25 protein-coding genes and 4 pseudogenes are annotated in these 26776 nt (G+C 61.3%); 11 read left to right on the top strand and 18 right to left on the bottom strand.

What is annotated here, in order from left to right; all coding sequences use genetic code 11:
• Positions 1–88: 88 nt before the first annotated feature.
• The 4 genes from KRR38_RS32120 (at position 89) to KRR38_RS38015 (ending at position 2615) form a co-directional block, all read left to right on the top strand.
• On the top strand, positions 89–607 hold the full coding sequence (locus KRR38_RS32120) for a hypothetical protein (RefSeq protein WP_217407887.1): 519 nt from the start codon (positions 89–91) through the stop codon (positions 605–607).
• Positions 607–933, top strand: coding sequence for a hypothetical protein (locus KRR38_RS32115; RefSeq protein WP_217407886.1), 327 nt, complete (start codon positions 607–609; stop codon positions 931–933). Before KRR38_RS32120 ends, KRR38_RS32115 begins: the two co-directional genes overlap by 1 nt.
• A gap of 2 nt (positions 934–935) precedes the next feature.
• Positions 936–1124 (top strand): hypothetical protein, encoded by a 189-nt coding sequence (locus tag KRR38_RS32110; RefSeq protein ID WP_217407885.1) that lies wholly within the window; start codon positions 936–938, stop codon positions 1122–1124.
• A 1146-nt stretch (positions 1125–2270) separates the two neighbouring features.
• A complete protein-coding gene (locus KRR38_RS38015) occupies positions 2271–2615 on the top strand; it encodes a helix-turn-helix domain-containing protein (RefSeq protein ID WP_217407884.1) in 345 nt (114 codons plus the stop codon).
• Here KRR38_RS38015 and KRR38_RS32100 read toward each other — a convergent pair.
• From KRR38_RS32100 to KRR38_RS32085, 4 genes are all read right to left on the bottom strand, one after another.
• Positions 2567–3330 (bottom strand): IS5 family transposase gene (locus KRR38_RS32100; RefSeq protein WP_217407883.1). Its coding sequence is split into 2 segments (ribosomal slippage): positions 2567–2992 and positions 2995–3330, totalling 762 coding nucleotides; the frame shifts between segments, so codons are not numbered across the junction. The two genes, KRR38_RS38015 and KRR38_RS32100, sit on opposite strands and share 49 nt — an antisense overlap.
• A 1105-nt stretch (positions 3331–4435) precedes the next feature.
• Positions 4436–4636, bottom strand: a complete 201-nt coding sequence (locus tag KRR38_RS32095; protein ID WP_217407882.1) for a hypothetical protein — start codon at positions 4634–4636, stop codon at positions 4436–4438.
• Positions 4637–4761: 125 nt separating this feature from the next.
• The gene (locus KRR38_RS32090; protein WP_217407881.1) at positions 4762–5391 is read right to left on the bottom strand and encodes a hypothetical protein; all 630 of its coding nucleotides are present in this window, start codon (positions 5389–5391) and stop codon (positions 4762–4764) included.
• Between the two features lie 262 nt (positions 5392–5653).
• The gene (locus tag KRR38_RS32085) at positions 5654–5866 is read right to left on the bottom strand and encodes a hypothetical protein (RefSeq protein WP_217407880.1); all 213 of its coding nucleotides are present in this window, start codon (positions 5864–5866) and stop codon (positions 5654–5656) included.
• Between KRR38_RS32085 and KRR38_RS32080 the strand changes: the two are divergent.
• A pseudogene (locus KRR38_RS32080) lies at positions 5817–6908 on the top strand (efflux RND transporter permease subunit); the annotation flags it as partial. The gene KRR38_RS32085 and the pseudogene KRR38_RS32080 sit on opposite strands and share 50 nt — an antisense overlap.
• Before the next feature lie 114 nt (positions 6909–7022).
• Here KRR38_RS32080 and KRR38_RS38010 read toward each other — a convergent pair.
• The 7 genes and pseudogenes from KRR38_RS38010 to KRR38_RS32045 all read right to left on the bottom strand — a co-directional run bounded on the left by KRR38_RS38010 (position 7023) and on the right by KRR38_RS32045 (position 12364).
• The gene (locus KRR38_RS38010; RefSeq protein ID WP_375293495.1) at positions 7023–7475 is read right to left on the bottom strand and encodes a PepSY domain-containing protein; all 453 of its coding nucleotides are present in this window, start codon (positions 7473–7475) and stop codon (positions 7023–7025) included.
• Between the two features lie 330 nt (positions 7476–7805).
• Positions 7806–8180 carry a hypothetical protein gene (locus KRR38_RS32070; RefSeq protein WP_217407878.1) on the bottom strand — a complete coding sequence of 125 codons (375 nt, stop codon included), beginning with the start codon at positions 8178–8180 and terminating at the stop codon, positions 7806–7808.
• A gap of 567 nt (positions 8181–8747) precedes the next feature.
• Positions 8748–9086: a glycine zipper 2TM domain-containing protein gene (locus KRR38_RS37575; RefSeq protein WP_217407877.1), complete on the bottom strand. Its 339-nt coding sequence runs from the start codon at positions 9084–9086 to the stop codon at positions 8748–8750.
• A 313-nt stretch (positions 9087–9399) separates the two neighbouring features.
• Positions 9400–9822: a hypothetical protein gene (locus KRR38_RS32060; RefSeq protein WP_217407876.1), complete on the bottom strand. Its 423-nt coding sequence runs from the start codon at positions 9820–9822 to the stop codon at positions 9400–9402.
• Between the two features lie 170 nt (positions 9823–9992).
• Positions 9993–11516 (bottom strand): annotated as a pseudogene (locus KRR38_RS32055) (IS66 family transposase).
• 31 nt (positions 11517–11547) lie between these two features.
• Positions 11548–11904: an IS66 family insertion sequence element accessory protein TnpB gene (tnpB, locus tag KRR38_RS32050; protein WP_217407875.1), complete on the bottom strand. Its 357-nt coding sequence runs from the start codon at positions 11902–11904 to the stop codon at positions 11548–11550.
• Positions 11905–11917: 13 nt separating this feature from the next.
• A complete protein-coding gene (locus KRR38_RS32045) occupies positions 11918–12364 on the bottom strand; it encodes a transposase (protein ID WP_217407874.1) in 447 nt (148 codons plus the stop codon).
• A gap of 749 nt (positions 12365–13113) precedes the next feature.
• Here KRR38_RS32045 and KRR38_RS32040 point away from each other — a divergent pair.
• Positions 13114–14303: pseudogene (locus KRR38_RS32040) on the top strand (IS256 family transposase).
• 635 nt (positions 14304–14938) lie between these two features.
• Positions 14939–15733, top strand: coding sequence for a polysaccharide biosynthesis/export family protein (locus KRR38_RS32035; protein WP_217407873.1), 795 nt, complete (start codon positions 14939–14941; stop codon positions 15731–15733).
• 491 nt (positions 15734–16224) lie between these two features.
• Here the strand turns inward: KRR38_RS32035 and KRR38_RS32030 are convergent, their stop codons facing one another.
• The 4 genes from KRR38_RS32030 to rfbC form a co-directional block, all read right to left on the bottom strand.
• Positions 16225–16905 carry a DedA family protein gene (locus tag KRR38_RS32030; RefSeq protein ID WP_217407872.1) on the bottom strand — a complete coding sequence of 227 codons (681 nt, stop codon included), beginning with the start codon at positions 16903–16905 and terminating at the stop codon, positions 16225–16227.
• Between the two features lie 795 nt (positions 16906–17700).
• Positions 17701–17940, bottom strand: a complete 240-nt coding sequence (locus KRR38_RS32025) for an XrtV sorting system accessory protein (protein WP_217407871.1) — start codon at positions 17938–17940, stop codon at positions 17701–17703.
• Between the two features lie 207 nt (positions 17941–18147).
• Complete coding sequence (rfbB, locus tag KRR38_RS32020) at positions 18148–19209, bottom strand: dTDP-glucose 4,6-dehydratase (RefSeq protein WP_217408109.1); 1062 nt, start codon at positions 19207–19209, stop codon at positions 18148–18150.
• Positions 19209–19781, bottom strand: coding sequence for a dTDP-4-dehydrorhamnose 3,5-epimerase (gene rfbC / locus KRR38_RS32015; RefSeq protein WP_217407870.1), 573 nt, complete (start codon positions 19779–19781; stop codon positions 19209–19211). Before rfbC ends, rfbB begins: the two co-directional genes overlap by 1 nt.
• Before the next feature lie 260 nt (positions 19782–20041).
• Here rfbC and KRR38_RS32010 point away from each other — a divergent pair, with 260 nt between their 5' ends.
• The 4 genes from KRR38_RS32010 (at position 20042) to KRR38_RS31995 (ending at position 22811) form a co-directional block, all read left to right on the top strand.
• Entirely contained in the window at positions 20042–21220 is a 1179-nt protein-coding gene (locus KRR38_RS32010; RefSeq protein WP_217407869.1) for a glycosyltransferase family 4 protein, read from the top strand.
• Positions 21221–21261: 41 nt separating this feature from the next.
• On the top strand, positions 21262–21549 hold the full coding sequence (locus KRR38_RS32005; protein ID WP_217407868.1) for a hypothetical protein: 288 nt from the start codon (positions 21262–21264) through the stop codon (positions 21547–21549).
• Positions 21542–22183 (top strand): methyltransferase domain-containing protein, encoded by a 642-nt coding sequence (locus tag KRR38_RS32000; RefSeq protein ID WP_217407867.1) that lies wholly within the window; start codon positions 21542–21544, stop codon positions 22181–22183. The genes KRR38_RS32005 and KRR38_RS32000 overlap by 8 nt, the downstream gene beginning before the upstream one ends.
• Positions 22184–22523: 340 nt before the next feature.
• Entirely contained in the window at positions 22524–22811 is a 288-nt protein-coding gene (locus tag KRR38_RS31995; RefSeq protein ID WP_217407866.1) for a hypothetical protein, read from the top strand.
• Between the two features lie 468 nt (positions 22812–23279).
• Here KRR38_RS31995 and KRR38_RS31990 read toward each other — a convergent pair.
• From KRR38_RS31990 to KRR38_RS31980, 3 genes and pseudogenes are all read right to left on the bottom strand, one after another.
• A protein-coding gene (locus KRR38_RS31990) for an IS5 family transposase (RefSeq protein ID WP_217407865.1) occupies positions 23280–24018 on the bottom strand; the annotation gives its coding sequence in 2 pieces (ribosomal slippage) (positions 23280–23681 and positions 23683–24018; 738 coding nt in all).
• A gap of 51 nt (positions 24019–24069) precedes the next feature.
• The gene (locus KRR38_RS31985) at positions 24070–24258 is read right to left on the bottom strand and encodes a hypothetical protein (protein ID WP_217407864.1); all 189 of its coding nucleotides are present in this window, start codon (positions 24256–24258) and stop codon (positions 24070–24072) included.
• 556 nt (positions 24259–24814) lie between these two features.
• A pseudogene (locus KRR38_RS31980) lies at positions 24815–25974 on the bottom strand (IS110 family transposase).
• Positions 25975–26776: the final 802 nt, after the last annotated feature.

Below are 26776 nucleotides of genomic sequence, written 5' to 3'. Positions count from 1 at the left end.
CCCGCAATCGCCATGCTGGCAACCATGCCGGCTTTTGCAATCGAAGCCGCTAATAACGCGGACTGGGATGCCGCCATGCGCGTGCACCTTGAAGCCAAAGGAAGCCAGCGACGCGTTCACGCCCGGCTTCCTGAAACTGCTGGAGGAATACTCGCGACAGACCGAAGCCTTGCCGCACGTTGTGGTCGGATATTCCGGGCCAATCGAGCTTGCCACGCACGATCAGTGGCAGGTCACCCGCTCGCGCAGGAGGCTGGCCGACGTGGCCGAAGGGCGTTGCAGGCTCGATGATATCCCCGATGTCCAAGAGCGCTTCCGGCTCGACAGGCTGCTGGTGCAGGCGGCGGACGAGCGGCAAGCCCAACTCGACGCGATCCGGGATCGGCTGGGCTATGGCGAGGCCGACGACAAGGCCGACAAGCTGGGAGACCGAGAGCACGAAACGCGTTGGGCGTTGATGGAGATACCAGCGCCGACCCTGCCGGCGCTTCTCTGGAAGCTCGAATATCTTCTGGCGAGCGCGGACGCTCAGACCGGATCGTGGTCAGACCAAGCTATTGCGCAGACCGTCGCGGACATGCGCCACGTACTCGGGGAGGCACGCTGATGGGTGCCGTTCTCCAATTCCCCGACGCACGTGCAAAGGGCCGCAAGCGTCAGCGCGGTAGCTACAAGTCGATGGGCGAGTGGGCGCTTGATGCTCTCGACGATGGTGACCGCCCGGGTAACGTCCTGCGCTTCGCCAGCGTCCGTGCCAAGGCTGAGCGCCATTCAGGTGCCAAACTGGCGTTTATGTTGGTGGTTACGATGCTGCGCACCGCACCGCTGGCGCAACAAGAAGAGGTGCTTCATCAACTTCGCGCGATAGAGTCCATGACCCGCGACACTATCGCAACCTCGCTGCTCGACGCCCTCGACAAGCGGAGGCGGTGACCATGGGCAACCAAGTCCGCAACATAGGGGGCACTTACGCGCTCCCCACCAACCTGTTGGGTCAGGCCACCCGCTGGCTCACCCGCGCCGAGCAAGAAGACCTGATCGAGCGCCTCATCGCCCATATCGACGCGCTGGGCTTCTCCTCACGGCAGAACAAATATGCCGTTGGTAAGGGTGAGTATTTCTGACCGTAGCGGCGTCTCAAACTTGTCGGCAATATCGCCGGCATTCACTTTTCCGACATGCCAAAACCTCTACCCTCGCCTCGGCGGGGGTATTTTTTTGTCCGGAGGGAACGTCCGATCAGGCCAGCGTTATTGAACTACCTTAGCTTGCTGACTCCCGACAAGCGAAGGCATGGCGCGTTGGTATGGACACTCCCACCGCCCGAGCGCCCTGCTGCCGCTTCACCCTGGCAGCAAGGACGCTTGTAGCGCCAAGGCTTAAACCTCGGAAGCAAGCACCGTTCTTCCTCTGACTGGCCGAAACGCTCATCGGCTGTTCGATTAACCTTAGAGGCCGCTTGTCCATGCAAGCGGCCTCTTTGGCTTCTGAGTTTCGTTCAGTCAGCTTGGCAAACGGCAATTAGGCGCTTCCGCGGGGAAGGCGTAGGTTTGGAATATCATGGGCATGCGACCTGCCTAGGCCTTACGCACCTGCCCCCGCTTCGGCGGGGGTTTCTTTTGCGCGCCGGATACACTTTGGGGTCGAGTGCGTTTTACCAATGTGCCGCCGCTCACCCCCTGACGCGGCATGCGACACGAGGGTTGACCGACCCTCCACCTTGCCCCCGACCCTGCCGGCCGGGGGCTTTTTCAAGGTTAACACGGTTTCCCAACTGAGGATGCCACGACCGCGCGCCGTCATGCCTACAGCGTTCCCAGGGGCAAATCGGGAGTGCTTGGCCGGCGGTGGGGAAACCCTGGCCATTAGCTTTGTAGGAACCTGCTGCTCCAAGCTTCGGCGGAGCTTCGTCAAGATCGCACCGACCCTCGAACCATGAAAACTCATCACCCGGTCGCCCGCGCTTTCGAGTTGGCGAAGAGCGGCAAATTCCGAAACGTCAAAGAAATCGAGCGTGTGATGATACGAGAGGGCTACAGCGCTGTCCTTGGTCACCTCGCTAGCCCGAGCCTTAGGAAGCAACTCCTGGCGGTGATCCGGTCGAACGAGAACCGTTCGCAATGAACTTCGCGGCACGGCGCTGCGGAACGTCTCTCACTTATCCCCATGGATCGATGTGTGCCGCCGCCCCAATCTGGTCAACGGCTTGGGGGCCTGGATCATTACGACAGCACGGGCGCATAGACCGTCAAATGTCTTAAGCATTGGTGATGTTGGGAATAACCAACCAGGCAGCAAGGTGCACCTGTAACAAGCACCAACTGCTGGGAACTTTTAGCCCACCGGACGGTTTTGGCGCGCGAAAAAAGGGACGCGCGATGACGGTGACCGAGGTTGTAACTATCTCGATTTTTGGAACGGACGGTGAAATTCGAACGTTCCGCGAGATCGAGGCCGACATTATCGAGTATGCAATGCGTCGCTACGAAGGCAATGCGAGCGAGGTTGCCCGCCGGCTCAAAATCGGCCGGTCAACGTTGTCTCGCAGGCTAGGTTGTGTGGACACTTATCTGAGCCATAGGACGATTGCGGCGAGGGTGACGACGGCGCGATAGTTTCGAGCGGTTTTCTCGAAGCGAGTGGCGACCCGACGGAACTGCTTGAGCTTGCTGAAGCAGCATTCGACGAGATGGCGTTGCGCGTAGAGATGCTTGTCGAGTGGATGCTTGCGGGCGCGCGACGGGTTACTGGGTATGACAGCGACAGCGCCCTTTGCCGCGATGGCCTGACGGAAGTGGTCGGCATCGTAGGCGGTATCGGCCATGACGACCTTGGCGGGGAGCCCTCCGATCAGCGGTGCGGCTTGCGGCACATCGCCGCGATGACCGGCGGTAAGAGCAAACCGTACTGGGCAGCCCAGACCGCGAACCGCAAGGTGGATCTTGGTGCTCAAGCCGCCGCGGGAACGGCCGATGGCTTGATCTTCAGACCCCCTTTTTTGGCCCCCGCTGCATGTTGGTGAGCGCGAACCACGGTGGAATCTACGATCAGATACTCGAAGTCCGGATCATCGGACATCGCCTCGAATATCCGCCACCAGACACCCTTCGCGCTCCATCGGCTGAAGCGCCGGAACACGCTGTTCCAGTCTCCGAACACCTCAGGAAGGTCGCGCCAGGGCGAACCCGTCCGCACGATCCAGAGAACTGCCTCGACGAACATGCGGTTGTCCCGGCCGGTCGAGCCCTTCTGATCAGGGCGTCCGATGATCAAAGGAGCCATCCGCTCCCACGCCGCATCGCTCAACACCAATCGGTCCATCACACCCAAAGCCGCCTCCAAAAGACAGCCTTGAATCAGACTTTGCCAAAAATGGGAATCCTAAGAGTCCACACAACCTAGAGCGATACGTGGACATGAAGCGTCGACCGGTGAGCAGCGACCATGTGGCTGACGCCTTATTTCAATCCGCCGCTTAAGTGAGATCGTAGAGAGGCAGCGTTGCTGGCTGATTGATGCGGCAGCAGAACGGCAAAGTTGGACTAGCAGTCCTTGCGCCATCGTTCTTCGGCACCCCTGCGAGCAGCTTCAGAACGCTCTTCCGCCGTCATTGTTACCATGCGTTGACTGCCCCCCTTTTTGCCCCGTTCGGCTGCCACCACACTTCTCCGCTCCGCATCTCCTTCCCTAATCAGCGCTTGGGCCTCAGCTCGAACCCTAAACTCCGAGGCCAGGTCGTCCCACCTCTCGGCAGATCGCAAGTGCTGTTCACGCACCCTTTGAAGGGTTGCAGCTTCGGCAAGGGCTCGCTCTGCTCCCGCACGAGCCAGACATTCTGAAGCGCTTTCGGCTGCCATTGGGTTCAATCCTCGCGCGCTGTTAGATTAGCGTAAGCCTTGTCGCCGCTCCATTGTTCGGCTTACCCCTGTCTAACTGCACTACGCGGAGTCGGTTCCTTCCATGCGGAGTCGTGGCGGGACGCCGAATACCGATCCGGAGCCTAGACGCATGGCCACATCTATTTCGGATTGCGCATTCCCAACGATTGCCCGGCAAACCCGTGTGTTACGGTCCAGTCACCTTAACCGCGTGCGATGCGATTGAGGCCCTGCACTTTGCCTCCGCTGAAGCGGGGACCTTCTTTTTCGGGCATGATCGTTAACTTGGATCAATCTTCAGGGCGCCATTCATGAATACCGCTCACGTCGAGGGGATAGTAGGTCGCCTTACCCCAGCACAGCGCCGGGCGCTTTTGTCGGATCGCTGCCAGTTAGGTACGCTGAATGTTTTGAGGACGCTCGGTCTCTGTGAAACGGCCGAGGTGTGCGAGCCCGTTGGTCCGCACGGTGATCGCTTCAAGCCAATTTGGTCCGCGCTCGGGCTTATAGTGAAAGCCCAGGTTGTCGAGGATTCAGCGCGCCTCGCATAATTCCTGTCAGCTCGTGGGCGCTCGATAGCCTGCCCGCGACACCGCGAACCGGAGTAGCTGCCTGACCGTGTGAAGCTGCCGGTTGATCGGTTTGCGCTCGGCGCGCGTCTTCGCCGCGGCCCGCTTCGCTTCAAGCTCTGCAATCCGGTCTTCGCATAGCTGGGCCATACCGTTCGGGCCGGGCGGATAGTCCGAGGGATCAAGCATCGGCCAGTTCCTTCAACAGTCGGGAGGCGGCACGGCGCAGGGCAATCGCGTCATTCGACCGACCTCCATGCTTCCAGGCGCCGTTGGCAGGACCGAGCGGACCACCGCCGCCGGCTCCATGGGATCTACAAACCGACTTTCCTTTTGCTGCCGGGCAACCGCAGGACTTGCCCGCGCGGTTCGTCGCCTTGCATCTGCGCGCGCTCGCCAACTGCGGCGGCTGTAGGCTCATGGGGCTGGCGTTCATTTTCGGAGGTACCCCCTTTCAGGTGGACGTGTTGATGATGATGGACGTGCTTTTCATGGCGCACGGTGATGTTCTGCTTGCTGGTGCGCCGCTTGCCGCGAAGACCCTGGTAGGTCTCCATAAGCATGGCGTAGGTTCGGGCGAGCTTCCCGGTCAGCGCCGCGTCCCGCTCCATGATCATCCCGCCGCTGTTGAGTGCCTGCTTGCCCAGCCTCATCACCATCAGGTGGATAAGCACGATTTGCGCGGCCAAGCCCGCCTCCGCGGTATTCCGGGGCTGAAGATCGTTGACCATCGACAGGATCGCGGTGAACTCGCTTTCGTTGGTCTTCCAGGCCCGGTCCTGATCGTCCCATGCCCTGGTGCACAACGCTTCGAGCTGGATCAGAAACGCTCGCATCACGGACTGTGACCGCGTACCGAATGCCCTCGCGATTTGCAGGTCCCATAGGTCGTTGTCGTTGTGCGGGGCCGTGGCGATGTAGCCTTCACCCTCGCGCTCGAACATAATCGCCGGGGCGGAAGGACGCTTCAGAGCCTGGGCGAGCGCCTTTGGCTTGTCGGCTCGCAGCGAAGCACTTGGCTCTGGCCTGGCCCGATTCCGACGACGGCGCGGCCGGGCAGCTACGTCCTCACGCTGGGGGTCGATGTCTTCGGGCGGTCGCTTAGACATGGGCCGGGGCCTCCAACGAGTACCAGGCTATCGGCGGTTCAGCGAAGGGGCGACGCTTTTGAATCGGCCCAGCCACCCTTGCACCACACACCGACCCTCAGCACGTCGGACCCAGCGAACTGGACATGGCGATGTGGTTGACCTTGCTCGCCGGTTCTTCGGCGATGGGATGGTGCAGGAGGGGGAACCGCACCCCGAGGACGTTGAGTTCCATCAGCGGGTAGGCGCTGGCAGGCACGACCGGCTCGCTACCCACAGGGGTGGCAGCGCCAAGGCTTTCGCCCCTCACCTCCTCGACCATGGACCTCATCAAGATCGGCTTGGTCAGCGACAAACTCGATCCACGTCAGTTGCGCGCATTCGCCGACTGGACCGTGCGCCCGCGCCTTCTGGCGACACGAGGCGTCGCCGGGGCCACAGTCTATGGTTCGGCGGGATCGCGCTTCGAGGTGCGACTTCGTCCGGCCGAGCTTGCTGCCCGCCAAGTCTCACTTGCTGAAGTCTCCAACGCCATCGCTGCGCTGACCGCGGTACGCGGCGGCGGCTTCACTGAGACAGCCAATCAGCGCATTCTCGTTCGCCCGACAAACGGCATGATCGACGCGTCAACGCTGGGCTCCGCGCTGATCCCGGCCGGCAGCGGCGGTTCGATCGCTTTGCGCGACCTTGCCGACGTAACACTCGCCGCCGGACCGCAGTTCGGCGATGCGCTTGTGATGGGGCGGCCCGGCGTCCTCGTTTCTCTGTCGAGCCAATACGGCGCCAACACGCTCGAAGCGACCCGCGCGGTCGAGGCAACCCTTGCCGACATGAAACCCGTGTTCGCGGCACAGGGCATTCGGGTCTACCCGGCGTTGCACCGCCCGGCGAACTTCATTGAGACCGCGCTCCACGGAATGTCGATCGATCTCCTGATTGGCGCGGCCATGATCGGGCTGGTACTGTTCGCCTTTCTGCGCAACCTAAGGGTCGCGCTGATCGCCTTCGTTTCGATCCCGCTGTCGCTGCTCGCCGCGCTGATTGTGCTCTATGCGATGGACCAGACGATCAACACCATGACTCTGGGCGGCCTAACCGTTGCGCTCGGCGTGGTGGTCGATGACGCGGTGGTCGGCGTAGAGAACATCGTCCGCCGCCTGCGCGGGGCATCGCCGGCTGGACGTCGGGGGATCATTTCTGACGCTACGGTCGAAGTGCGCGCGCCGGTCGTCTATGCGACCTACCTGCTCGCCCTGACGATCGCCCCGATCCTTTTCCTTACCGGCTTGCAGGGCGCTTTCTTCGCGCCGCTTGCGCTGTCGTTCCTGCTCGCGGTGCTCGCCTCGCTGGCAGTTGCTGTAACGATCACTCCGGCGCTGGCGCTGCTCTTACTCGGCAAGACCGAGCCGCATCCCGAACCTACGTTCCTCTTTCGCGCCAAGGATAACCGATGTTCACGAGATTGCCCACCTGACAATCGAACAATCCTAAGCCGCAAATCCAGTGTTGATCGGATTAGATGCCTCGCAGGCCTTGATCGATTTGTTGATGCGACGCCGGCGAAGCCAAGCCCAGAGTCCAGTGGCATAGAGGAGGGGCAGAGACAGGCCTGCGAGAGCTACCAGTATGCGTCCGGGAAGCCCGGCGGCCTCCCCGCTGTGCACAGGAAAGGCGCTGTCCAGTATCCTGTTGGCCAAAGGCCCGTTTGCCGCATCGTAGGTGGAAAGGATCCTGCCGCTTCCCGCTTCGAGCATTACAAAGCTGCTGCCAGACCAGATTCGCCACTCCCCGGGACGCCGGAGGCGCACTTGATAGACCGGGGATTTGGGGCTCGGCAGGCTGACCGAAGTCAGACGCATCGGGAAGCGCACTGATTGCCAGCTCCAGCGCTGCGACTCGTTCGCAGTATCAGTAGCGGTAGCGCCGACAGGAGGAATCATCAATGAGAATCGAACTTCGACCAGGTCGGCCATGGCCGCCCTTTTTAATGCCCTTGGTGTCCCAGCGATTGCCGCCGAGGCTGAAGCTGCGGGAGCGGATGTACTCCTCCTGCAGGGGGTTTTGCGCAGGCCGACGCGCGCAGGCTACAGGTTAACAGCTGTCCCGACATGTTGCGACCTCGCATTCTTCGGCGATACACGGAACAATACGAATTGTGGCCATCGATGGCACAGTCACTGACCGACACCCTCGAAGGATATCATTTAACTTCTATGAGTCGGGCACCCGCCGAAATCACCGCACTTGCAGATTTTCGAGGGCGCTGGGGGTCAATCATCATCGTCGTCATCATTCTTATAGCGATACTGGTAATAATTGTCATATCCGTTGTAATCGCGATATACCGGGTATCCTTCATAGTAATATTGGTTGTAATGTCGGCGGTAATAATATCTCCGATGGCGAGGATAATAATAACCGCTATCGTAGTAATAATATCTCTCGTCATAGCGACGGTCATTGTTGGACGCGATGGCTGCGCCAACAGCCAGACCGATTATCCCCGCACCGATGGCAATCGCTGCACCGTCGTTGCCGTGATGATGACGATAATAGCGATCGTGCGCCGAGGCCGGAGAGGCGACGGCCAGTGTGGTAGCGGTCAGTGCCAAAGCAAGCGCAAACTTCCTGATTGTGGTAAGCATGATTCATCTCCCGCTCCGAACTGGGCTTCTCATGAGCTGAGTCGAAGCTAAGCTGTTAACAGGCCAAAATCCCGCTGAACCCAAACTTAACTTATTGCCCCTTGGACGGATTAATCCCGGCAGCGGCCTTTACGTGTCCTGTCCTGGTAAATCTGAGCGGATGAGACGGAGACGCTGTATGATAGCCCTGCGTTCAGGGTAGCCGAGGGCTTTCGAGCGAAGGCCGTCGTACAGACAATCAATTTCGGCAAGCTGGTGAAGGAGCCTGCACTCTTCCTTGGAGGTAATTTCACCCCGGTCAGCCGCTGTGATGATTTCCCGTTCTATTCGCCCAAACGTGCGCTCTAGTCTGTGGCCGTATCTATGGCCGTAGCCGCTTCCCCATCGGGCAAAGGCAACATCCGGTTTCGTGTCAGTTTTTGATGCTCGCGGACTAAAGTCGACAGGCATACAACTTGTCCCAGATCCATTTGGGAAGAATAGTGTTCCTTTGCCCGTCGACGCCCCCCGAACATCAGCCGGGCCGTTGCTCAGCTGACCATTTTCATGGAACGGACAAGACCTTGATTAGCAATGTCTATTGCGCTCAATTTCGCGTCCGATAAGCGCCCCGCCACCGGCTCCGAGAATGGTGCCGACGGCCCGATCACCACTGCGGTCGACACCGCGGCCAAGCAGCGCGCCCAGGGCGCCACCGACGATCGCCCCGGTCGTGCCGCCGGAGCGGCAGCGATAGCGCGGACGGTTCACATAACGCGGACGCTCGCGATAGTAGTGAGGATCCTCATAGCTGTCGCGATAGCCCCGATGATCCCGCCAATCGCCATCCTGGTAGTATTCTTCCGAGTAGCGGTGCCCCCAATGATCGCGTGCAAATGCCGCCGACGGTAGGGGAGGCGGCGGCACTCACCCCGAGCAGGCTCGCGAATACGATCGTTTTTGAAGTAGCCACGTCCATTCCCTTCGTTCATGATGTTGCAAGGGTAAGCTGACATAGCTCACTGAACGTGATGCTGAATTGGCCGTTGTCCGACGTTAAGTAACCGCTGACTGGTGGCGTGGCCGCATCCTAATCAAATGGACTTATCAAACGGCACACCGACAGACCGCCTTCATGGACGTTGCCGCACGCGCGTCTCGACGTCTTCCACTCGGCGATTCAGATACGCTTGCTCCTCGATGGAGGTGTTAGTTCGGGCATAGGCATCCGCGAGGCGCGTCAAGTCACCCAGCTCCACAGAATCTGGGCGTTTGCCCCGCGAGTGAGGCCGCTGGCAGGAAGCGTACGTGCAATGGCATCGAGCCGTGCTCGTGGCGTTAAGTTCGCGCCTGGTGAGCCGCTATCACCAAGCTTGGCATCAAGTGCGTCTAGGCGGGCGTCGAGGTCATCTCGCTCGGCTGCAGTGATTGCGCCATCGCGCAAGTGCCTTGATTCGAGCTGAACTGCAGCCGCATAATCGGCCTTCAGGCGTGTTCCTTGAGTGCGTGTGATGCGACGCGCCGCCAAAGCCGCGTCCACCCGGCTGTTGAACTCCGCGCGGCCGGACGCGACGTCCGCAGTCGCAGTCGCTGCTGTCGTCGCTCCGCTGCCATAGCCGCGGTCCGCGAGCACTTGCGTCAAGGCGGTGTAGCGATCGGCCAAGTCCGCCCGCTCCTGAACGGCGAAGCAGCATACTGGCTCTCGAGCTGCACTAAATAGTGCATAATCGGATTTTAGGCGCGCGCCAGTGCTTCGGTCTGCATTCCCGGATCGAACTTCGACGTCGACGCGGCTCTCGAACTCAGACTGTTGATTGTTAGTAACCGATGTTCTCAGACCACGGCGGTCCAAGGCATGAGTTCGCCGACGGCATTGGCAGGATGTCCCCCCGGCCAGCTTGGTGAGTACCCCGGTCAGCCAGGCGTGAGGGTTGAGACCGGAGATCTTGCAGTTCTCGATGAGGGTTGCGATCACCGCCCAGTTGTCGCCGCCTTCGTCAGAGCCAGCGAACAGGGCATTCTTCCGATTGAGGGCCAATGGCCTGATGCTCCGTTCGACAGTGTTGCTGTCGAGGTCGAGGCGGCCATCGTCGAGGAAGCGTGACAGGCCGTCCCAGCGGGTAAGTGCGTAGCGGATCGCCTCGCCGAGCTTCGCTTTGGCGCTGATCTGCCGGTGCCGGGCTTCGAGATACTGGCGAAGGTCATCGACGATGATGCGGCTGCGATCGTGCCGAACGGCACGGCGCTCTTCGGCCGGCAATCCCCGGACCTCTTCCTCAATGGCGTAGAGCGAGGCAACACGGCGCAGCACCTCCGTTGCGACCGGCGAGGTATCGGCGAGTTCGTAAAACTTCCGGCGCACATGCGCCCAGCAGAAGGCTAGGCGCACCTGCTGCCGACGCTTCGCGAGCGCGGCGTAACCGCCATAGCCATCGACCTGCAGGATGCCGGCAAAATCGCAAAGATGAGCCTCCGCCCGTTCGCTCTTCCGATCGGCGGCATAGACGTAGGCGATCATCGGCGGGTCATCACCGCCCCATGGCCGATCATCGCGCGCATAGGCCCATATCTGGCCAGTTTTGGTCCGCCCGCGCCCAGGATCGAGCACTGGTGCGGTGATCTCGTCGGCGAAGAGCCGATCCGATCGTCGAAGCCGTTCCAGCACATGATCGCGCAACGGGCGTAGATACCAGGCAGCCCGGCCAACCCAGTCGGCCAGTGTCGAGCGATCGAGCTGGATGCCTTGGCGGGCGTAGATCTGTGCCTGCCGGTACAATGGCAGGTGATCGGCGTACTTGGCGACAAGCACCTGCGCGATCAGGGCTTCGGTCGGAATGCCGCCTTCGATGATCCGCGCCGGCGCGGGAGCCTGCACGACCGCGCTCTCGCAAGAGCGACAACCATAGCGGGGCGGCGCGTCGCCAGCACACGGAAGGTGGTTGGCACGACGTCGAGGCGCTCGGCCACGTCTTCGCCAATCTGGTGGAGGGCACCGCCGCAGCAAGGGCAAGCCTTGTCATCGACATCGACGATCTGCTCGACCCGCTCGAGATGAGCCGGCAACGAACCCCGGTTGGTCTTGCGCGGCCGATCGGCCGGCATCCGGCGCGCCTTATCCAAGGCATGCTCAGCCTCGGCCAATGCCGTCTCGACTTCCTCCAGAGCCAGTTCGAACTGATCGGGATCAAGCTGTTCGGACCGGCGGCCGAAACGGTGGCGTTGCAGTGCGTCGATGATCGCCTTCAGGCGTTCGACCTCGGCTTGGAAATCCTTCAGGGCATCGAGCTCGCGGGCCTGTTCGAGCACCATCGCACGGAGCGCTTCGACGTCGTTGGGAAGGTCCGCTGCCATGAGCATGGAAGCAGTGAATCAGTCGAGGAAAGCCCCGTCAACCGGCAATCTGTGGGGCAATCGGGCGGCGGCCGCCATGGACGCGGCGCCAGTCGAGGCCCTCTAGAAGCGCGCCAAGTTGCGCCGACGTCAGCCGCATTACGCCGTCCTGGATGCCGGGCCACTTGAAGCCGCCTGACTCCAGCTTCTTGGCCATCAGGCAAAGGCCGGTGCCGTCCCACCAGACCAGCTTGATCCGGTCCGCGCGCTTTGCCCGGAACACGTAGATCACGCCGTAAAACGGATCACCGCCATAGTCGGCGCCGACCAGCGCCGCCAGGGCGTCAGGTCCCTTGCGAAAATCCACCGGGCGCGTCGCCACCATCACGCGAGCGCCAGCACCGGGTCCGATCATCGCCCAGCCTCAATCATCTTTGGGCCCTGAGCGCTTCAATAACTGCGGCAATCGTACCCACGTCGGCGCCTTGGCCGATCTTCACCGCCACGCCGTCGATCTCCAACTCGACCACCGCACCTGTTGCACGGCGTCGACGACGACGCCTGGGTGCAGGATCAGTCACAACACTCGGTTCGATTACGGCAGGCACGAAGGTCGCCACTTCCGGCTTCGGCGGCGGAATGATCACTCCCTCGGCTTCGAGCTGCTTACGCAAGTCCCGCCGCCAACCGTAAACCTGCGAAGGGTCCAGGCCATGCCGGCGCGCCACGGCGCTGACGCCCTCCCGGCCCGAAAAACACTCCGCGACAATCGATGCCTTCACTTCGGTCGGCCAATCCCGACGCTTGCCTGCCCCCGTGAATATCTCAAACCGCTGCGAGCCCTTGCTCACAGGATCATCAACCGAGATTATCATAGTAGCAGCGCACTCCCCGCCCGATCAGGGCAAGGAGACTCGGCGCTGCGCCTCAACACTGCAAGGCGGGGCCGTGGCTCCGCTTACGATTGTTGAGCGGCGTCTGTCCGGACAACCACTGCCCATCAAGCGTCGTACCCGGACCTACGCGTCCGCCGCCGAACAGCTTGCCGAGGATCGAGCCGAGGATGTCCCCGGGGCGAGGTCTGCTGCGTAACTTGCGCTGTGGCTGGCAGCGCCATCAAAGTTATCATGGCCTCGGCGCTCAGGGGGGATTGTCTTACGCATGTCATCTCCTGCGTTGCCCCGAATGATACAACATCGGTGCATGCCGCCGATAGTTTCAGAACACCGGCACGACCTCCCCCCGACGGCAACGGCCGCGACCAGAACCTATATGGCCGTGTTCTCACGCGCCGGAGATGCACCGCGCGACTATACGGTTGGACCCCGGCAAGGGTTCTTTGTTGTTATCCTTAATTTACTTGGGTGCAGTACGGCTCCCTGCCGTGAGCAGCGCTCGCTCAACCCAGGCGCTGCTCGGGTGGCCCCCCTCTGCCGCGGGTATCTCATCAATCGAGACCGCGTTAAAGGTTCCCGGATCGGGCCTAATCAAAACATTGGCCTCTGCCGCCTTGTTGCCAGGATCGCCGGTAGTGTGCGGGGAGTTCTGCAAAATCCATTGAGGATCTGAGCGGCCATGGCAGGCTGGTGATGTCTGACGTCACCAACTCCATAGGAGCCCCACCATGACCCGGAGCGAGAATAAGCCGTCGATAGCCGCCGTCAAAGAGTTGATGGGTGCGAACCACGATATGTTGCGGAAGATCGTACAAGATCTGCTGCAGGAGATGCTCGAAGGGGGAGATGACAGAGGCGCTTGGCGCCTCGAAGAGCGAGCGCAGTGATGGCCGTGTCGGCTACCGCTCGGGTCATTACAACCGGACGCTGATCACCCGGGTGGGCAAGCTCGAACTGCGGGTGCCGCAGAACCGCGACGGGCGGTTCTCGACGGAGTTGTTTGAGCGCTATCAGCGCTCGGAGCAGGCGTTAGTAGCGACGCTGGCTGAGATGTATGTTCAGGGCGTCTCGACGCGGAAGGTGAAGGCGATCACCGAAGAGCTGTGCGGACACAGCTTCTCGGCCTCGACGATCTCGGCGATCAACAAGCGGCTGGATGAGAGTTTGACGGCCTTTGCCCGGCGCCGGCTGGATGAGCCTTTTGCCTATCTCATCATCGATGCGAAGTATGAGAAGGTCCGCCAGGCCGGCGTTGTTCGGTCTTGTGCGGTGCTCGTCGCGCTCGGTGTCGACTGGGAGGGCCGACGGCAGATTCTCGCTGTCGAGCTCGCCAACCGCGAGAGCCGCTCGTCGTGGAAGGACTTCCTTGTCAGCCTCCGAGACCGCGGCCTCCACGGCGTGGAATATGTTGTCGCCGACGACCATGCGGGCTTGCGTGCCGCCGTCCGCGAGGTGTTGCCCGACGCAGCGCTGTTACGTCCATTTCCTACGCAATGCGCTCGACCATCTGCCACGCAAGGCCGACGACGACTGTCTCCAGGAGCTGCGGTGGATTTACGACCGGCGCGCCTTGTCCGAGGCGAAGAGCGATCTTGCCGCATGGCTTAAGAAATGGTCGCCACGATACCCCAAGCTCACCACCTGGGCGGAGGAAACCATAGAGGAGACCTTCACCTTCTACCGACTGCCGCGCCAGCATCACAAACATATGAAGAGCACGAACATGCTCGAGCGCTTCAACGAGGAGATCAAGCGCAGGACCATCGTGTTGCGCATCTTCTTCAATGAAGACAGCTGTCTGCGCCTGATCCGATCGCTCGCCGTCGAGACCCACGAGAACTGGCTCGAGGCCAACCGCTACCTCAACATGAACGATCTGAAGGAGATGAAGAAAGCCGGTCTACGACAAGCCGCCTAACCAGCATGCCAAGCCGCTATTTACAGGACTTGCCGCACACTACCCGTTTGGCGCTGCGTTGGCTGCTGTTCGTCGTCGCGCCCGCGGCCAACGGCGATCCAAACCCGGCGAGGGCCGCGCGCAGTATCTGCGCGAGGGCATGTGGATCACCACGACCGTCCAGGACCAGGGGGGCACGTCAGTGCCGCCCTTCCTTGCGAGCCTCCGATTATCGGAGCCCGAAACAGTCCCCTCATTCCACTCGATTGTGCGACCATCTTATATTCCACATTTGCACAAGCTTAGCTTTTGACGCCTCGACGCCAATAGTCTCGTGGTGCGGAAATCATTGGCAAGACTTCGCGTCATGACGATTTCGGATGTTCAAGGACATTATATCTTCCCAATGCAGGAACACCTCAACGGACCAACGCTTTCGGTGCCTGAGGTCCCTGAGGTCCGCTTTCGACGCTACTTCTCGCGGCCGGCCTTATGGTGTCCGATTGTCTCAGCAGCGACCGGACACCGATGTGGGGCAAGAAGGATCAAGGATGCCTGAAGCCGGTTGCGATGCCAGAAAGTTGGCAGGAACGAACAGTATGGTTAAGAGCCTGTCCCGATCAACTGCGTGGGCGGGTGCGCTATTAGCGCTCGCTATGAGCGTCGTACCTGCTGCTTCGCGGCAAGCCCGGCCCGCCATGCGCTCTTCGCCGGCAGCAAGCGCCGCGCCCTCGGCGGCGGCTGGCACCACCGACGAGGGCTATGTAATCGGCCCGGGCGACGTCGTCGATGTCAGCGTTCTTGGTCGCGAGGAATTTCACCCGCGCGTCCAGGTCCAAGCCGATGGCACGGTGCAACTTCCCTACCTGCATTCGGTCAAGGCGGCCGATCTGACAGTGATTCAGTTTCGCGAGCAGGTAAACAGGCTACTGCGCGACGGCGGCTTTTACACCGATCCAGTCGTCAACGTCGCTGTCGTCAGCTACATCAGCCGTTACGTGACGGTTTTGGGCGAATTCGGCAATCCTGGTCTCGTTCCAGTAGACCGCGTTTATCGCGTGTCCGAGATTCTGGCCCGCGCCGGTGGCGCCAAGCCTTCTGCGGCCGACGACATCCTGCTGCGCCGCGCGGACGGCAAAGAATTCCGCCTGCCGGTGACCGACGTAGCACGCGGCGGCGCTGCCGAAGATCCTTACGTTCAGCCCGGTGACAAGCTGTTTCTGGCGGCTGCGCCGATCTTCTACGTCTATGGCCAGGTCGGCGCCCCCGGCGCCTACAAGGTCGAGCGCGGCATGACGATCCGCATGGCGCTCGCGCGCAGCGGCGGTCTGACCCAGCGCGGTTCAGCCGGCAAGATCTCGGTCTATCGCAACGGCCAGAAGGTCAAAGCAACGATGGACATGAAGCTTAGTGAAAACGACACGATCTTTGTCGGAGAGCGCTTCTTCTAAGACGAGGCGATCAATAGCGACAAGGCGCCTGGCTCGATTTGAAGGCGCCGATAGCCCAGCGCCTACCTGATGAGACGGCCTCTAATGAAATGAGCGTCGCAATTCGAGCTGTCAGTTTCAAGGCACCGGCCTCCAGTACCTCAACCCGATCATCGTTGCCAGGAAGAACGTCACTTAGCCGAAAGAGCGGAATGGGTTTATTTGGGAATTTGTCTTCGAGACTTGATTTGGGAGATCTCGATTGTTGAACCAGAAACTACTCAATCAAGGCAGGCCTCCTGCCGAAGGTCGAATATTCAACCTCCATCTTAGCTAGATAGGCTTCGCTTACAACGGATCGCTCAGCCGCGCAGTTGCTTGACGATGCGCTGGAACTCGCCGCGCGGACCAAGGCCGCGAGGTCAAGACGCCGGGTTTCGAATGTTGGCACCGTCGGCCGACCCTGGGGCAGCTAGAAAGCGCCCTAGCCGCTTTCGGGCGAACTGAATTGGTTAATCCGAGGCACCAGCACACAGGGCCGACGCCGCCTCGCGTATATAGGACTTGCGAGCCCGGCGCCGCGCAGCGCTGACTTTTGAATAGACCCAGCTTCCAACCGCGCATCCCAGTCCGACGCCCAAACCAATGAACATCATTGAGCCGTCGCTCAGGTTGCCGTCCGCAGCGAAGTGCTTGGCGGAGAAGTAGCCAGGAGCGAACAGCGTCGGCACCCAGAGACTGGCCGACGCGACATTGGCGAGCTGGAAGGAGCGAGACGGCATGCGCGTCACGCCTGCGACCAGTGGAACAATCGCTCGCAGGGGTCCAAGGAAGCGTCCCGCGAAGACGGCGAAGAAGCCGTACCGACGGAAAAAGAGCCGAGCCTGTGCCACGGCAGTGCGATGCTCCCTCAGCGGCCAGTGCCGGTAAGCGGCAGGGCCAAGGCGCGCGCCGACAAGATAGGACACCCAGTCGCCAAACACCGAGCCGATGATCGCGGCGCCGACAATCCAAACGGGGTCTAGCCTCCCTGTCGCGAGCAAGCTACCAGTGGCGATCATGAGCGCCGTGGCGGGAATGAAGAGCCCGACCAGAACAAGCGATTCCCCGAAACAAAGCAGGCCGATTACCGCCGAAGCCCATCTGGCATTGTTCGTGATGATTTCGGCAATCCAGGCTGCAAACGATTCCACACTGAACTCCGAAACGGCGGCGCGCCTAGATCGACGCAAGTTCCGACCTCGCCTAGCCCGCTATCGACAAACCATGACTAACATGCGGTCATCTGAATTGTAGGCAGCTTTCCCTACCAAATCTGTGAAACTTTTCAAAGTTCCGCCGTGGGCATCGGTGGCGTCGCCGAGGGCGTGGACCGCACGATCGGGAAGGCGGAGCCGTTCTATCGCGGCTCATCCATTTCGTTCACCCGCCGGCCCAAACTGATCGGTTGTGCGCGAATAGCTTTCCGCCACGATCGAGGCCTTGATCCCGGATGGTCAGTCCCAACGCTTCCCCGCGCCGATGAAGACCTTGAACCGCTGTACCCTGCTAGTGCCAGCATCGTCCTTGACATCATCATGGCACTAACGACCTCCCCCTGAAAAGGCTGTAAGACTTGCTCACGCGGTTCGCACCCGTAAGCTCGGGCTCAGGTTTCGCTAACGTCGCATTCTGTCGAACGTATCGTTCACGAATGGCTCCGATCAGCAAAATTGATCTATTAATTTTGCGCTGCGATCCTGGCGAGTTGTGCCTATATTTCGGTCGTTGGCCGGCTAGGACAGCAGATCCTTAACATTGCGCAGGCCAATGGGAAGCGGACGTACTCACTAACGGCGCGGCGAATAATTAAATTTATGTATCGAAATAGCGGGAGGGTCTAGCGTATCTGCGCGTTCAGGCATGGGGACCCTTTGCCTTATGTGATCTGCGCGGCCCATGCGCTACACAAATCGGTAGTGTCCGTCGCCAGTCCGCGAACCGCCGCTTCAACCACTCATCTGTGGTTTCAGGACATAGTAGATGTAAGCCATTATCATCACCAATCCCATAGCAGCCGGTATCACGTAACCTTCGTTCCCGGCGTAGTTGACTGCGGCGCAGCCGATGGCGGGTGGGACGTAGTGCCAAACTTTGTCCTTAGGAGCCGCCTGAGCAGATCTCTGCAGATATATCACAGCAAGGGCCGCGAAGGTCACGACCGTCAGCCAGTCGAAGATTGTTTCCATCGTTCCCCCACGTCGAAAGTAAGAAAATCTGGTAGCCTAAATCAAGGCCGAGCTTAGTAGTAGTCAGCAGTTCCATTCTGATGCTGACTAAGCCCGAGCGCTCGAAGACGCGATATGCGCACACCCGCGGGCGGATTTGCAGCGAGCGCGCCGCCGACCTGGCCGCGGCCGCCGGTGACGAGCCAAACCCTCTCGAAAGGGCCGCGCTCAGCCATTCACGCCCAGCCGCTCGCCCTGGTAGGTGCCGGCCTGGATCGCCTCCCACCAGTCGCGGTTGTCGAGGTACCAGCGCACCGTCCCCGCCATGCCGCTGCCGAAGCTTTCCTGCGGCGTCCAGCCCAGTTCGTCGCGGATGCGCGAGGCGTCGATCGCATAGCGATAGTCGTGCCCCGGGCGATCGGTGACGAAACCGATCTGCGTGCGCCGGCTCTGGCCGTCGTCACGCGGGGCGTTGGCATCGAGCAGGTCGCAGATCGCTTCGACGACCTGCAGGTTCGTTCGCTCGGCATTGCCGCCGATCAGGTAGGTCGCCCCCGGCGCACCGCGCTCCACCACCGCCGCCAGCGCGCGAGCATGGTCTTCGACGTGCAGCCAGTCGCGGACGTTCGAGCCGTCGCCGTAGACCGGCAGGCGGTCGCCCGACAGGCCCTTGAGGATCATCAGCGGGATGAGCTTCTCGGGAAAGTGATAGGGCCCGTAATTGTTCGAGCAGTTGGTGATCAGCACCGGCAGGCCATATGTATGGTGCCAGGCGCGGACGAGGTGGTCGGACCCGGCCTTGCTCGCCGAATAGGGCGAGCGCGGATCGTAGGCGGTGCTGTCGTCGAACTTGCCCTCGTCGCCCAGCGCCCCGAACACCTCGTCGGTCGAGATGTGGTGGAAGCGGAACCGGTCCTGGCCCGCGGCATCGAGCCCGCGCCAATAGGCGGTCGCCGCCTCCAGCATGCGGAAGGTACCGACCACGTTGGTCTCGATGAAGGCCGCCGGTCCGTCGATCGAGCGGTCGACATGGCTCTCGGCCGCGAGATGCATGATCGCATCGGGCTGGAACTCGCCGATCGCCGCGGCCACGGCCGATCCGTCGCAGATGTCGGCCCTGAGGAAGCGGTAGCGCGGATCGCTGACGACCGGCGCCAGCGAAGCGAGGTTGCCCGCATAGGTCAGCTTGTCGAGCACCAGCACGTCGGCGCCGAGATCGCCGACGAGATGGCGCACGACGGCCGAGCCGATGAAGCCGGCCCCTCCCGTCACCAGGACGCGGCGGCGGATCACAGCACGATCTCCTCGAGATCGCCGAGCGGGTCGCCCTCATAGGGAAACACCGCCGTCAGATCGGCAAACGCGGGGGCGACAGCGTCCTTGTCGGAAAGCACGGGGCAGCCACCGTCCAGCGGCCAGGCGATCGCGAGTTCGGGCGAGTCCCAGCGGATCGAACCCTCGCTCTCGGGCGCAAAAAGATCGCCGGCCTTGTAGAGCACGTGGGCATCTTCGGTCAGCGTGACGAAGCCGTGCGCAAAACCCACCGGGACATAGAGCTGTTCCCCGCCCTCGGCGGTCAACTCCGCGCCGACCCAGCGGCCGCGTGTAGGCGACCCGTCGCGAATATCGACCGCGACGTCCCAGATGGCACCCGCCACGCAGCGCACGAGCTTGGCCTGGGCGTTCGGGATGGCCTGGAAATGCAGCCCGCGGAGCGTTCCCTTGGGTGCCGAGAAGCTGTGGTTATCCTGCACGAACGTATCACGGATGCCGGCTTCGCCGTATCGCCTCGCGTTATAGCTTTCGGTAAACCAGCCCCTGTTGTCGCCGTAGCGGCGCGGCCGGATCAGCTTGGGCAACATCCGGTTCTCACCTTCGTTTCAGCCGCGTAGCATCGGCTGCTTGTCACAGTTTGGAGGTAGGGCATCGCTTAAGCGGCGGAACTTGCGCGGTCAATCGCATTGCCGTCGTGGGGCGGCCTTAGCCTTTGTGCCGCCTCGCTTTGTCCCAAAATGATGCGGCTGGCGGGCGACCTAGACGGCCTGGCAAGCCATCCCGCTAACGACTTCTGTGCTATCGGACGGGCAGTAAACGGACGAGCGCGAGGATGGATCGACCGAGTATGTCAGCTTCCAAAAAGTTGAAGATCGATTTCGTCTGCGCCGGGGACCCGCTCGATATCCACACTTGGTCTGGAACGCCTTTTCACATGCTGCAGGCATTGGGAAAGGAGTTCGATCTCGGCCTCGTCATCAGAAAGCCCTGGCGGCCCGGATTCCCGTTTTTCCGGCGCCTCATCCGCAGGTTGAGCCTGGGGAAGATCGACCTTTTCTGGTCACGGGCCTGGACCCGCTTCGGCGCGGGGCCGACGGTAGAGCAGCTCAAGCGCAGCGATTCCGACATGGTCTTCGTCGTCGCCGCGACGCCGATCTGCGCGCTCCTCACCGGCACGAACAAGACGGTCTTCGTGTCGGATGCGACGCAGTCGGCCATGGTCAACTACAACCCGCGGCACAACGCGCTCAGCGCCAACCTCAAGGCCAGCGCGGCCGAGCTGGAAACGACCAGCATTTCCGGATCGATCGCTGCGTTCTTCCCCTCGCGTTGGGCCCAGGCTTCCGCAATCAAGGATCATGCGGCGGCGCCCGATCGGGCATTCCAGGTGCCGTGGGGCGCGAACCTGCCATCGGTCGATATCAAGCCGCCCGAGGAGCGGTCGCTCGACGAATGGCGCATCCTGTTCGTCGGGGTCGATTGGGTCGGGAAGGGCGGCGACATCGCCCTGAAGACCGCTGAACTGCTGCGTGACCGGGGATGCCGCGTCCATCTCGATATTGCCGGCTGCGTGCCTTCCACGCCCCCGCCGACGATCGAGGGCGTCACCTTCCATGGATTTCTGAACAAGAACGTCGAGGCTGACCGCGATCGCCTGACCGGACTTTTCCAGAACGCCCATATCCTGATGCTGCCGACGCAGTTCGAGGCGCTGGGCGTAGTCGTTGCCGAGGCGGCATCGTTCGGCGTGCCGTCCATCTCCTACGACACGGGTGGCGTGTCCGGGAATTTCGATCCCGGCAAAACCGGAATTCTGCTCGATACCTCCGCCGGCCCGGCAGAGTTCGCCAACGAGATAAACGCCCTGCTCAGCGACCGGGCGCGGTATATCGACATGGCTCACGCGGCAGCGGATTACAGCCAGCGCCGGTTGAACTGGCCGGCCTGGGCGCACGAAGTGGCTACTCTCCTTCGGCAGCAATGGCAGTCCGAGCGCCAGCGGGAATGGGGCGAGCAAGCGTGCTGAGCTTCCTTTCGCAATGCGCGCGCACGGGACTCAGTCCCTCTATGCGCCGCAGGGCGAAACATCTCGTCGAGCCGATTTTGTCGCCCATCGGTACGATAGAGCGGGTTCGCTCGGCCACGCCGGCCGTCGCGCTGACTTTCGACGATGGTCCCGATGACCGCGTTACGCCGATCGGCGCGGCCTCGATCTGCGCGGTGATCTGGTCGAGGCCCACCTGGCGGATCTCCTCGCCGAACGCGATCGTCTCGAAGATCGCGGCCCCGGTTTTTGACATTCGCGCTTCCGGAGGTGAAAGAAGGATTTCGATTGTGGGGTTTCACTGTGGTTGAAGCGGTTTCCAACTATCACGACCTCGTCCGCAGCGATGTCTTCGCTTTGGTACCCCAGAATGCAGGCCGCCTGCTCGATCTTGGCGGCGGGATCGGTGCTACCGGCGCAGCCTTGAAGGAACTAGGCCGGGCGAGCGAAGTCATCGTCATCGATCACGTGACCAGCGCCTGGGCGAAGGGCGTCGACAAGGGCTATGTCGCCGATCTCGAGGACACGGACTTCCTGGATGACGTCCTCGCCGAAAACGCGCCGTTCGATACGATCCTTTGCCTCGATGTTCTGGAACACCTTCGCGATCCCTGGGGCGCGATCAAGCATGTGCACAAATCCCTGCGGCCCGGCGGGGTGATGGTCATCAGCCTGCCCAACGTCAATCACTGGTCGCTGGTGGGTCCGCTGCTACTCCAAGGCCGATTCAATCTGGTAGAATCCGGCGTGATGGACCGCACCCATATCCGCTGGTTCGCACGGCACGGCGTGATCGAGCTTGCCACCAGCTCGGGCCTCGTTTGCGAGGAAATCCAGACGAATATCGGCAGGCGGCTGCACAAGGTTCTCGACAAGGTCTCGTTCGGGCTGCTGCGCCGCTTCGTCGCTGTCCAGTATGTCGTGCGGGTCCGCCGCCCCGCCTGATCGGCTCCGCCCTTGCTACTTCTGTGCGGGCGGCAGGCAGTTGTGTAGGCGCTGCGCTCAGGCCACGGCGGTCCATGACATGAGTTCGCCGATGGCATTCGCTGATGACCGCCGTGGCCTGTCACAGCACTTACGTTGCACCCCTTGAGGTTCGCGAAATGAGGGTGAAAGAGGAAAAGAAAGTTTTTTCGTCGGAACTTACTCAAAGTTAAGACCGACAACGCTCTATGCGTCCGTGCTGCTACGATGATCCAGGCCCCCAAGCCACTGACCAGATCAAGGTGGCAGCACACCAGGATACATTCGACGACGACGTGTCGACACATGTGGACTGAGTATTATGGCCCGCCTTGGCGTCAGTCGATATACCAGCGCCCTGAGGCTGACTGTCACTTTCGATATGCAAGCTCTCGCCCGCTTCACAGGGGGTTTTTCTTCGACGAGGTTAAACGGCGATACCGAGTTTGGCGAGTCGTCGCTCTCGATAGATGCTGGGTTGACAAATTGGCTCGCGGGCGCAGTGATCCAGAATGACGGCTACCGCTCGAAAACATTCCCCGTCTTCAACTACGTCTACACGGTGCCGGGCGTGTTCGCCCAGATCGAGACAAGGTTACCGACAATCTGACATTGTCTGGTAGCGCGCGGTGGGACGACCACGACAGGTACGGATCGCACCTCGCCCTCGCATTCCCGCAAACTACAAGCCCGACCCCTAGACGATCCGCGCGTTCTAAGGCCTTGGCTTCGATGCGCCCACGCCGTTCGTGGAGGAGGTCACAGCGGCGGGTCTCTCGCGTCTCGAACCTCTTTTCGGCCTGAAGGTGGAGACAGCAGAGACGGCATCGCTCGACCTTGCCTACCGCGCGGTGGCTTTTCGGCGAACGTCACGCTGTTCGGCTCGAAGGTCGATAATGCCGTGCAAGAACAGACTGTCGCTGTTGACCGCGTCGGGTTGATCAATGCCGGCGGAGTTACGCGCCCGCGCGCGGAGTTGTTACTGAAGTCTGCGCGGCAACGTATTCATGTCGCTTTGGCTTGTTCGCTGTGCCGAACCTCGATCTCTTTGTGCAGAACGGCTAGGTTGTGTGGACACTTATCTGAGCCATAGGACGATTGCGGCGAGGGTGACGACGGCGCGATAGTTTCGAGCGGTTTTCTCGAAGCGAGTGGCGACCCGACGGAACTGCTTGAGCTTGCTGAAGCAGCATTCGACGAGATGGCGTTGCACGTAGAGATGCTTGTCGAGCGGATGCTTGCGGGCGCGCGACGGGTTACTGGGTATGACAGCGACAGCGCCCTTTGCCGCGATGTAGGCGGTATCGGCCATGACGACCTTGGCGGGGAGCCCTCCGATCAGCGGTGCGGCTTGCGGCACATCGCCGCGATGACCGGCGGTAAGAGCAAACCGTACTGGGCAGCCCAGACCGCGAACCGCAAGGTGGATCTTGGTGCTCAAGCCGCCGCGGGAACGGCCGATGGCTTGATCTTCAGACCCCCTTTTTGGCCCCCGCTGCATGTTGGTGAGCGCGAACCACGGTGGAATCTACGATCAGATACTCGAAGTCCGGATCATCGGACATCGCCTCGAATATCCGCCACCAGACACCCTTCGCGCTCCATCGGCTGAAGCGCCGGAACACGCTGTTCCAGTCTCCGAACACCTCAGGAAGGTCGCGCCAGGGCGAACCCGTCCGCACGATCCAGAGAACTGCCTCGACGAACATGCGGTTGTCCCGGCCGGTCGAGCCCTTCTGATCAGGGCGTCCGATGATCAAAGGAGCCATCCGCTCCCACGCCGCATCGCTCAACACCAATCGGTCCATCACACCCAAAGCCGCCTCCAAAAGACAGCCTTGAATCAGACTTTGCCAAAAATGGGAATCCTAAGAGGCCACACAACCTAGAAGCTGAAGTCTGATCGAGCGCCCGGCGAGATACTCGCGGGCATTGAGATAGCCCTCCTTGTCCAGCTGAATGCTGACCTGCTTTATGTTCCTGTAGGCGCCGCTTTTTGCGAGCTCGAACGCCCGTTCGACGGCATTCTGGGGCAATCCTGATTTCGCGTCCGTCACCGTCCCGATCCGCAATCTCATTTGCGAGGACAAATGCCCTTGGCGAGATCGCACCTCGCCAAGGGCACCGAATGCCAGGGTCGCTATCAAACTGGCGTCATCAACATAACAGACATCTCCAACGTAACGACATTGGGAAATCCCAACGTCGCGATGCTTAGCGGTGAGATGCGATCAGCATGTTGGGGCGAGGAAGTTAGGGGATACCACCCCCTCATGGCAGCTTAGCCGGCGACACCTGACCTTCCGAAAGAACGGCCGCTCACATGACGAGGACGTCGGTCAAGGTTTAACTTGGTGACAGCATTGGTCGTCTCCTTGGCGATCGGATCCAGGCTTTGCCCGTTGCATGACGCGGATCGACGGATCGACCCATATCCAGCTCACATGCGGTCGCCGTCCGGAACGGCTGCACCATTATCCCGCTTGCGGCGGGCACGGGCTCAGGAGGGCGAGACCAGTCTTTCAGGCGGCATTTGAAGCCAACAGCCGTTTCGGTTCGCCTCCTGGATCCACGAAGCTGATCGGGCTCCGGGGATGGGTGGAAGGTGCCGGGTCAAGCTGCCTTCATAATGGCTCCTTCGATGACCACGCCAGCGGTCGCATACTTCCACAGGGCGATCAGGAGCTTGCGAGCAAGCGCGACGATTGCCGGCCTTGTGCCGACCACCGTTGTGTTGCACGCGCTCCTGGAACCAGCGCGCCAGTGCAGAGTCCGGCTGATAGCGGACCCAGAGCCATGACAGCTCCACCATGGTCGTTCGAAGCCTGGCGTTGCCAGCCTTGGAGACGCCCTGCTCGTGTCTGATCGAACCGCTTTGCCAGGGCGTGGGTGCCAGTCCAGCATAGGCTGCCAGCTGACGCCGATTATCAAAATGGCGAAACAGCCCCTCAGAATAAAGGATTTCCGCGAACCTCGGGTCCGGTGCCTTTAAGGTTGAAGGCCATCGCCGCGGGCGTATTGTCCGCCTGTGCAGCGATGAGCAAAGCGCGTTCGTCCTCGACGGCTTTGATCTGTTCGATGATCAGCTCGAGACGATCGAGTTCTCGGTCGATCTGCGACCAGACATGAGCCGTGAGAACGCGTCCATCGCCTGTTCTGAGGTCTGAGGCTGACCTCTGCGATCCCGACAGAGCGGCTCATATCCGGTGATGCCTTGGGTGAAGAGCAAACCTTTGATCCGGTTGATATGCTGGGTGCGCTCGATGATCAGCACCTGGCGCTCGCGGCAAGGTGCGACGCCAGTCTTCCCCTTCCTCGACGCTGGGTGGCCTGACCATCGCGCAGGCGCGTGGTTCGCGCTCGCTTGTAGGCGAGCAAGGGATGGACCAACGCTTCGCCCTCGATCTTGTCCGTCTTCGCGCGTCGGCGTCGGCGGGATGTCGCGATCGACGCCGGGTCAACGACGTAACTCTCGATACCTTCGCTTTCCAGGACCCGGTGGATCCAGAAACCATCGGACTGGCCTCCTGGATGACAATGAAGCCGAACTCCTGTCCGGTTCGCGCCTGCGCCTTCGCACGAAGGTGGGCGAAGCGCTCCAATAACCCGGCAACATCGCCGGCGCGCACAACGTGCTTCGACATCCACTCGCCAGCGCCCGGCGGCAAAGACGTGGTTGGCCACGTTGATTTAGACAGTTCCATCGAAACGAAGATCGCGCCAAGATCTATTCGGATAGCGGCGGGCGCATGGGGTCGATCGGCTGCAAGCATGGTTGCCTCCACGGAGTTAGGGGTCAGCAACCGAACTCTGCCAGGGTGTCAGCCTTTATCCACCCTCGCCATGGGATCTTTTGCGGGAAGTCCTTCGGCGGCTTCTATAGCGCACTAGAAGTTGGCGCCAGCCGAGAGCAAATCATCATCTACCCTTACATGTGCCGGTAGCGAGGATGCCCCGAAGGATTCTGAATGTCGCAGGGCTTTACCAGCACGAACATCTGAAAGATTGCTCGTTGCATGCTTTTCCAGCCCTCGGCTGTTCGAGCGGCCAGAGCCACGCTAAGGGTGCAATCCATGGAGCGCGCAGCAACTGAAGTACCCATCGGCGGCCTTGTCGGCGGCGGCCAGGCGGGCGACAGGATTCGTGCCAAGGATTGGGCGTCGACGCCCGCCGGCCCGATCTGAGACCGGCCCATCGAACTTAAGGCCAACGTCCAGACAATTGGAACCGCCGCCGGTACCGATGGTTGTTATCTCCGGGGCGCTGACGGCATTCTCGGCGACAACGATGGCTATGCTCAGGTGTGCGGAGCCGCACCATCCGCATCGCTCGGCGGCAAGCTGCTGGACGTCTGGCCGGAAGCGCGCGCCTTCAACGCCAGAGTCATCGCGGCGGGCCTCGCAGGAAGGGGTCGCTCAGCTTCCACGCCAAGGAGCTGGAGCTGTGGCGGCGCGCTCGCCCCGAGCAGGTCTTCATGGACCTCGAGTACATGCCGATCCGCGACGACCGGGTCTCTCCGATCGGCAGCTTGGCCATGGTGTTCGACATCGCCGAACGACGTAGTGGCCGAACGTC

Origin of the sequence: Novosphingobium sp. G106 (assembly GCF_019075875.1) — a bacterium.
Lineage (GTDB): Bacteria > Pseudomonadota > Alphaproteobacteria > Sphingomonadales > Sphingomonadaceae > Novosphingobium.
This window is presented reverse-complemented; position numbering and strand designations above follow the sequence as displayed.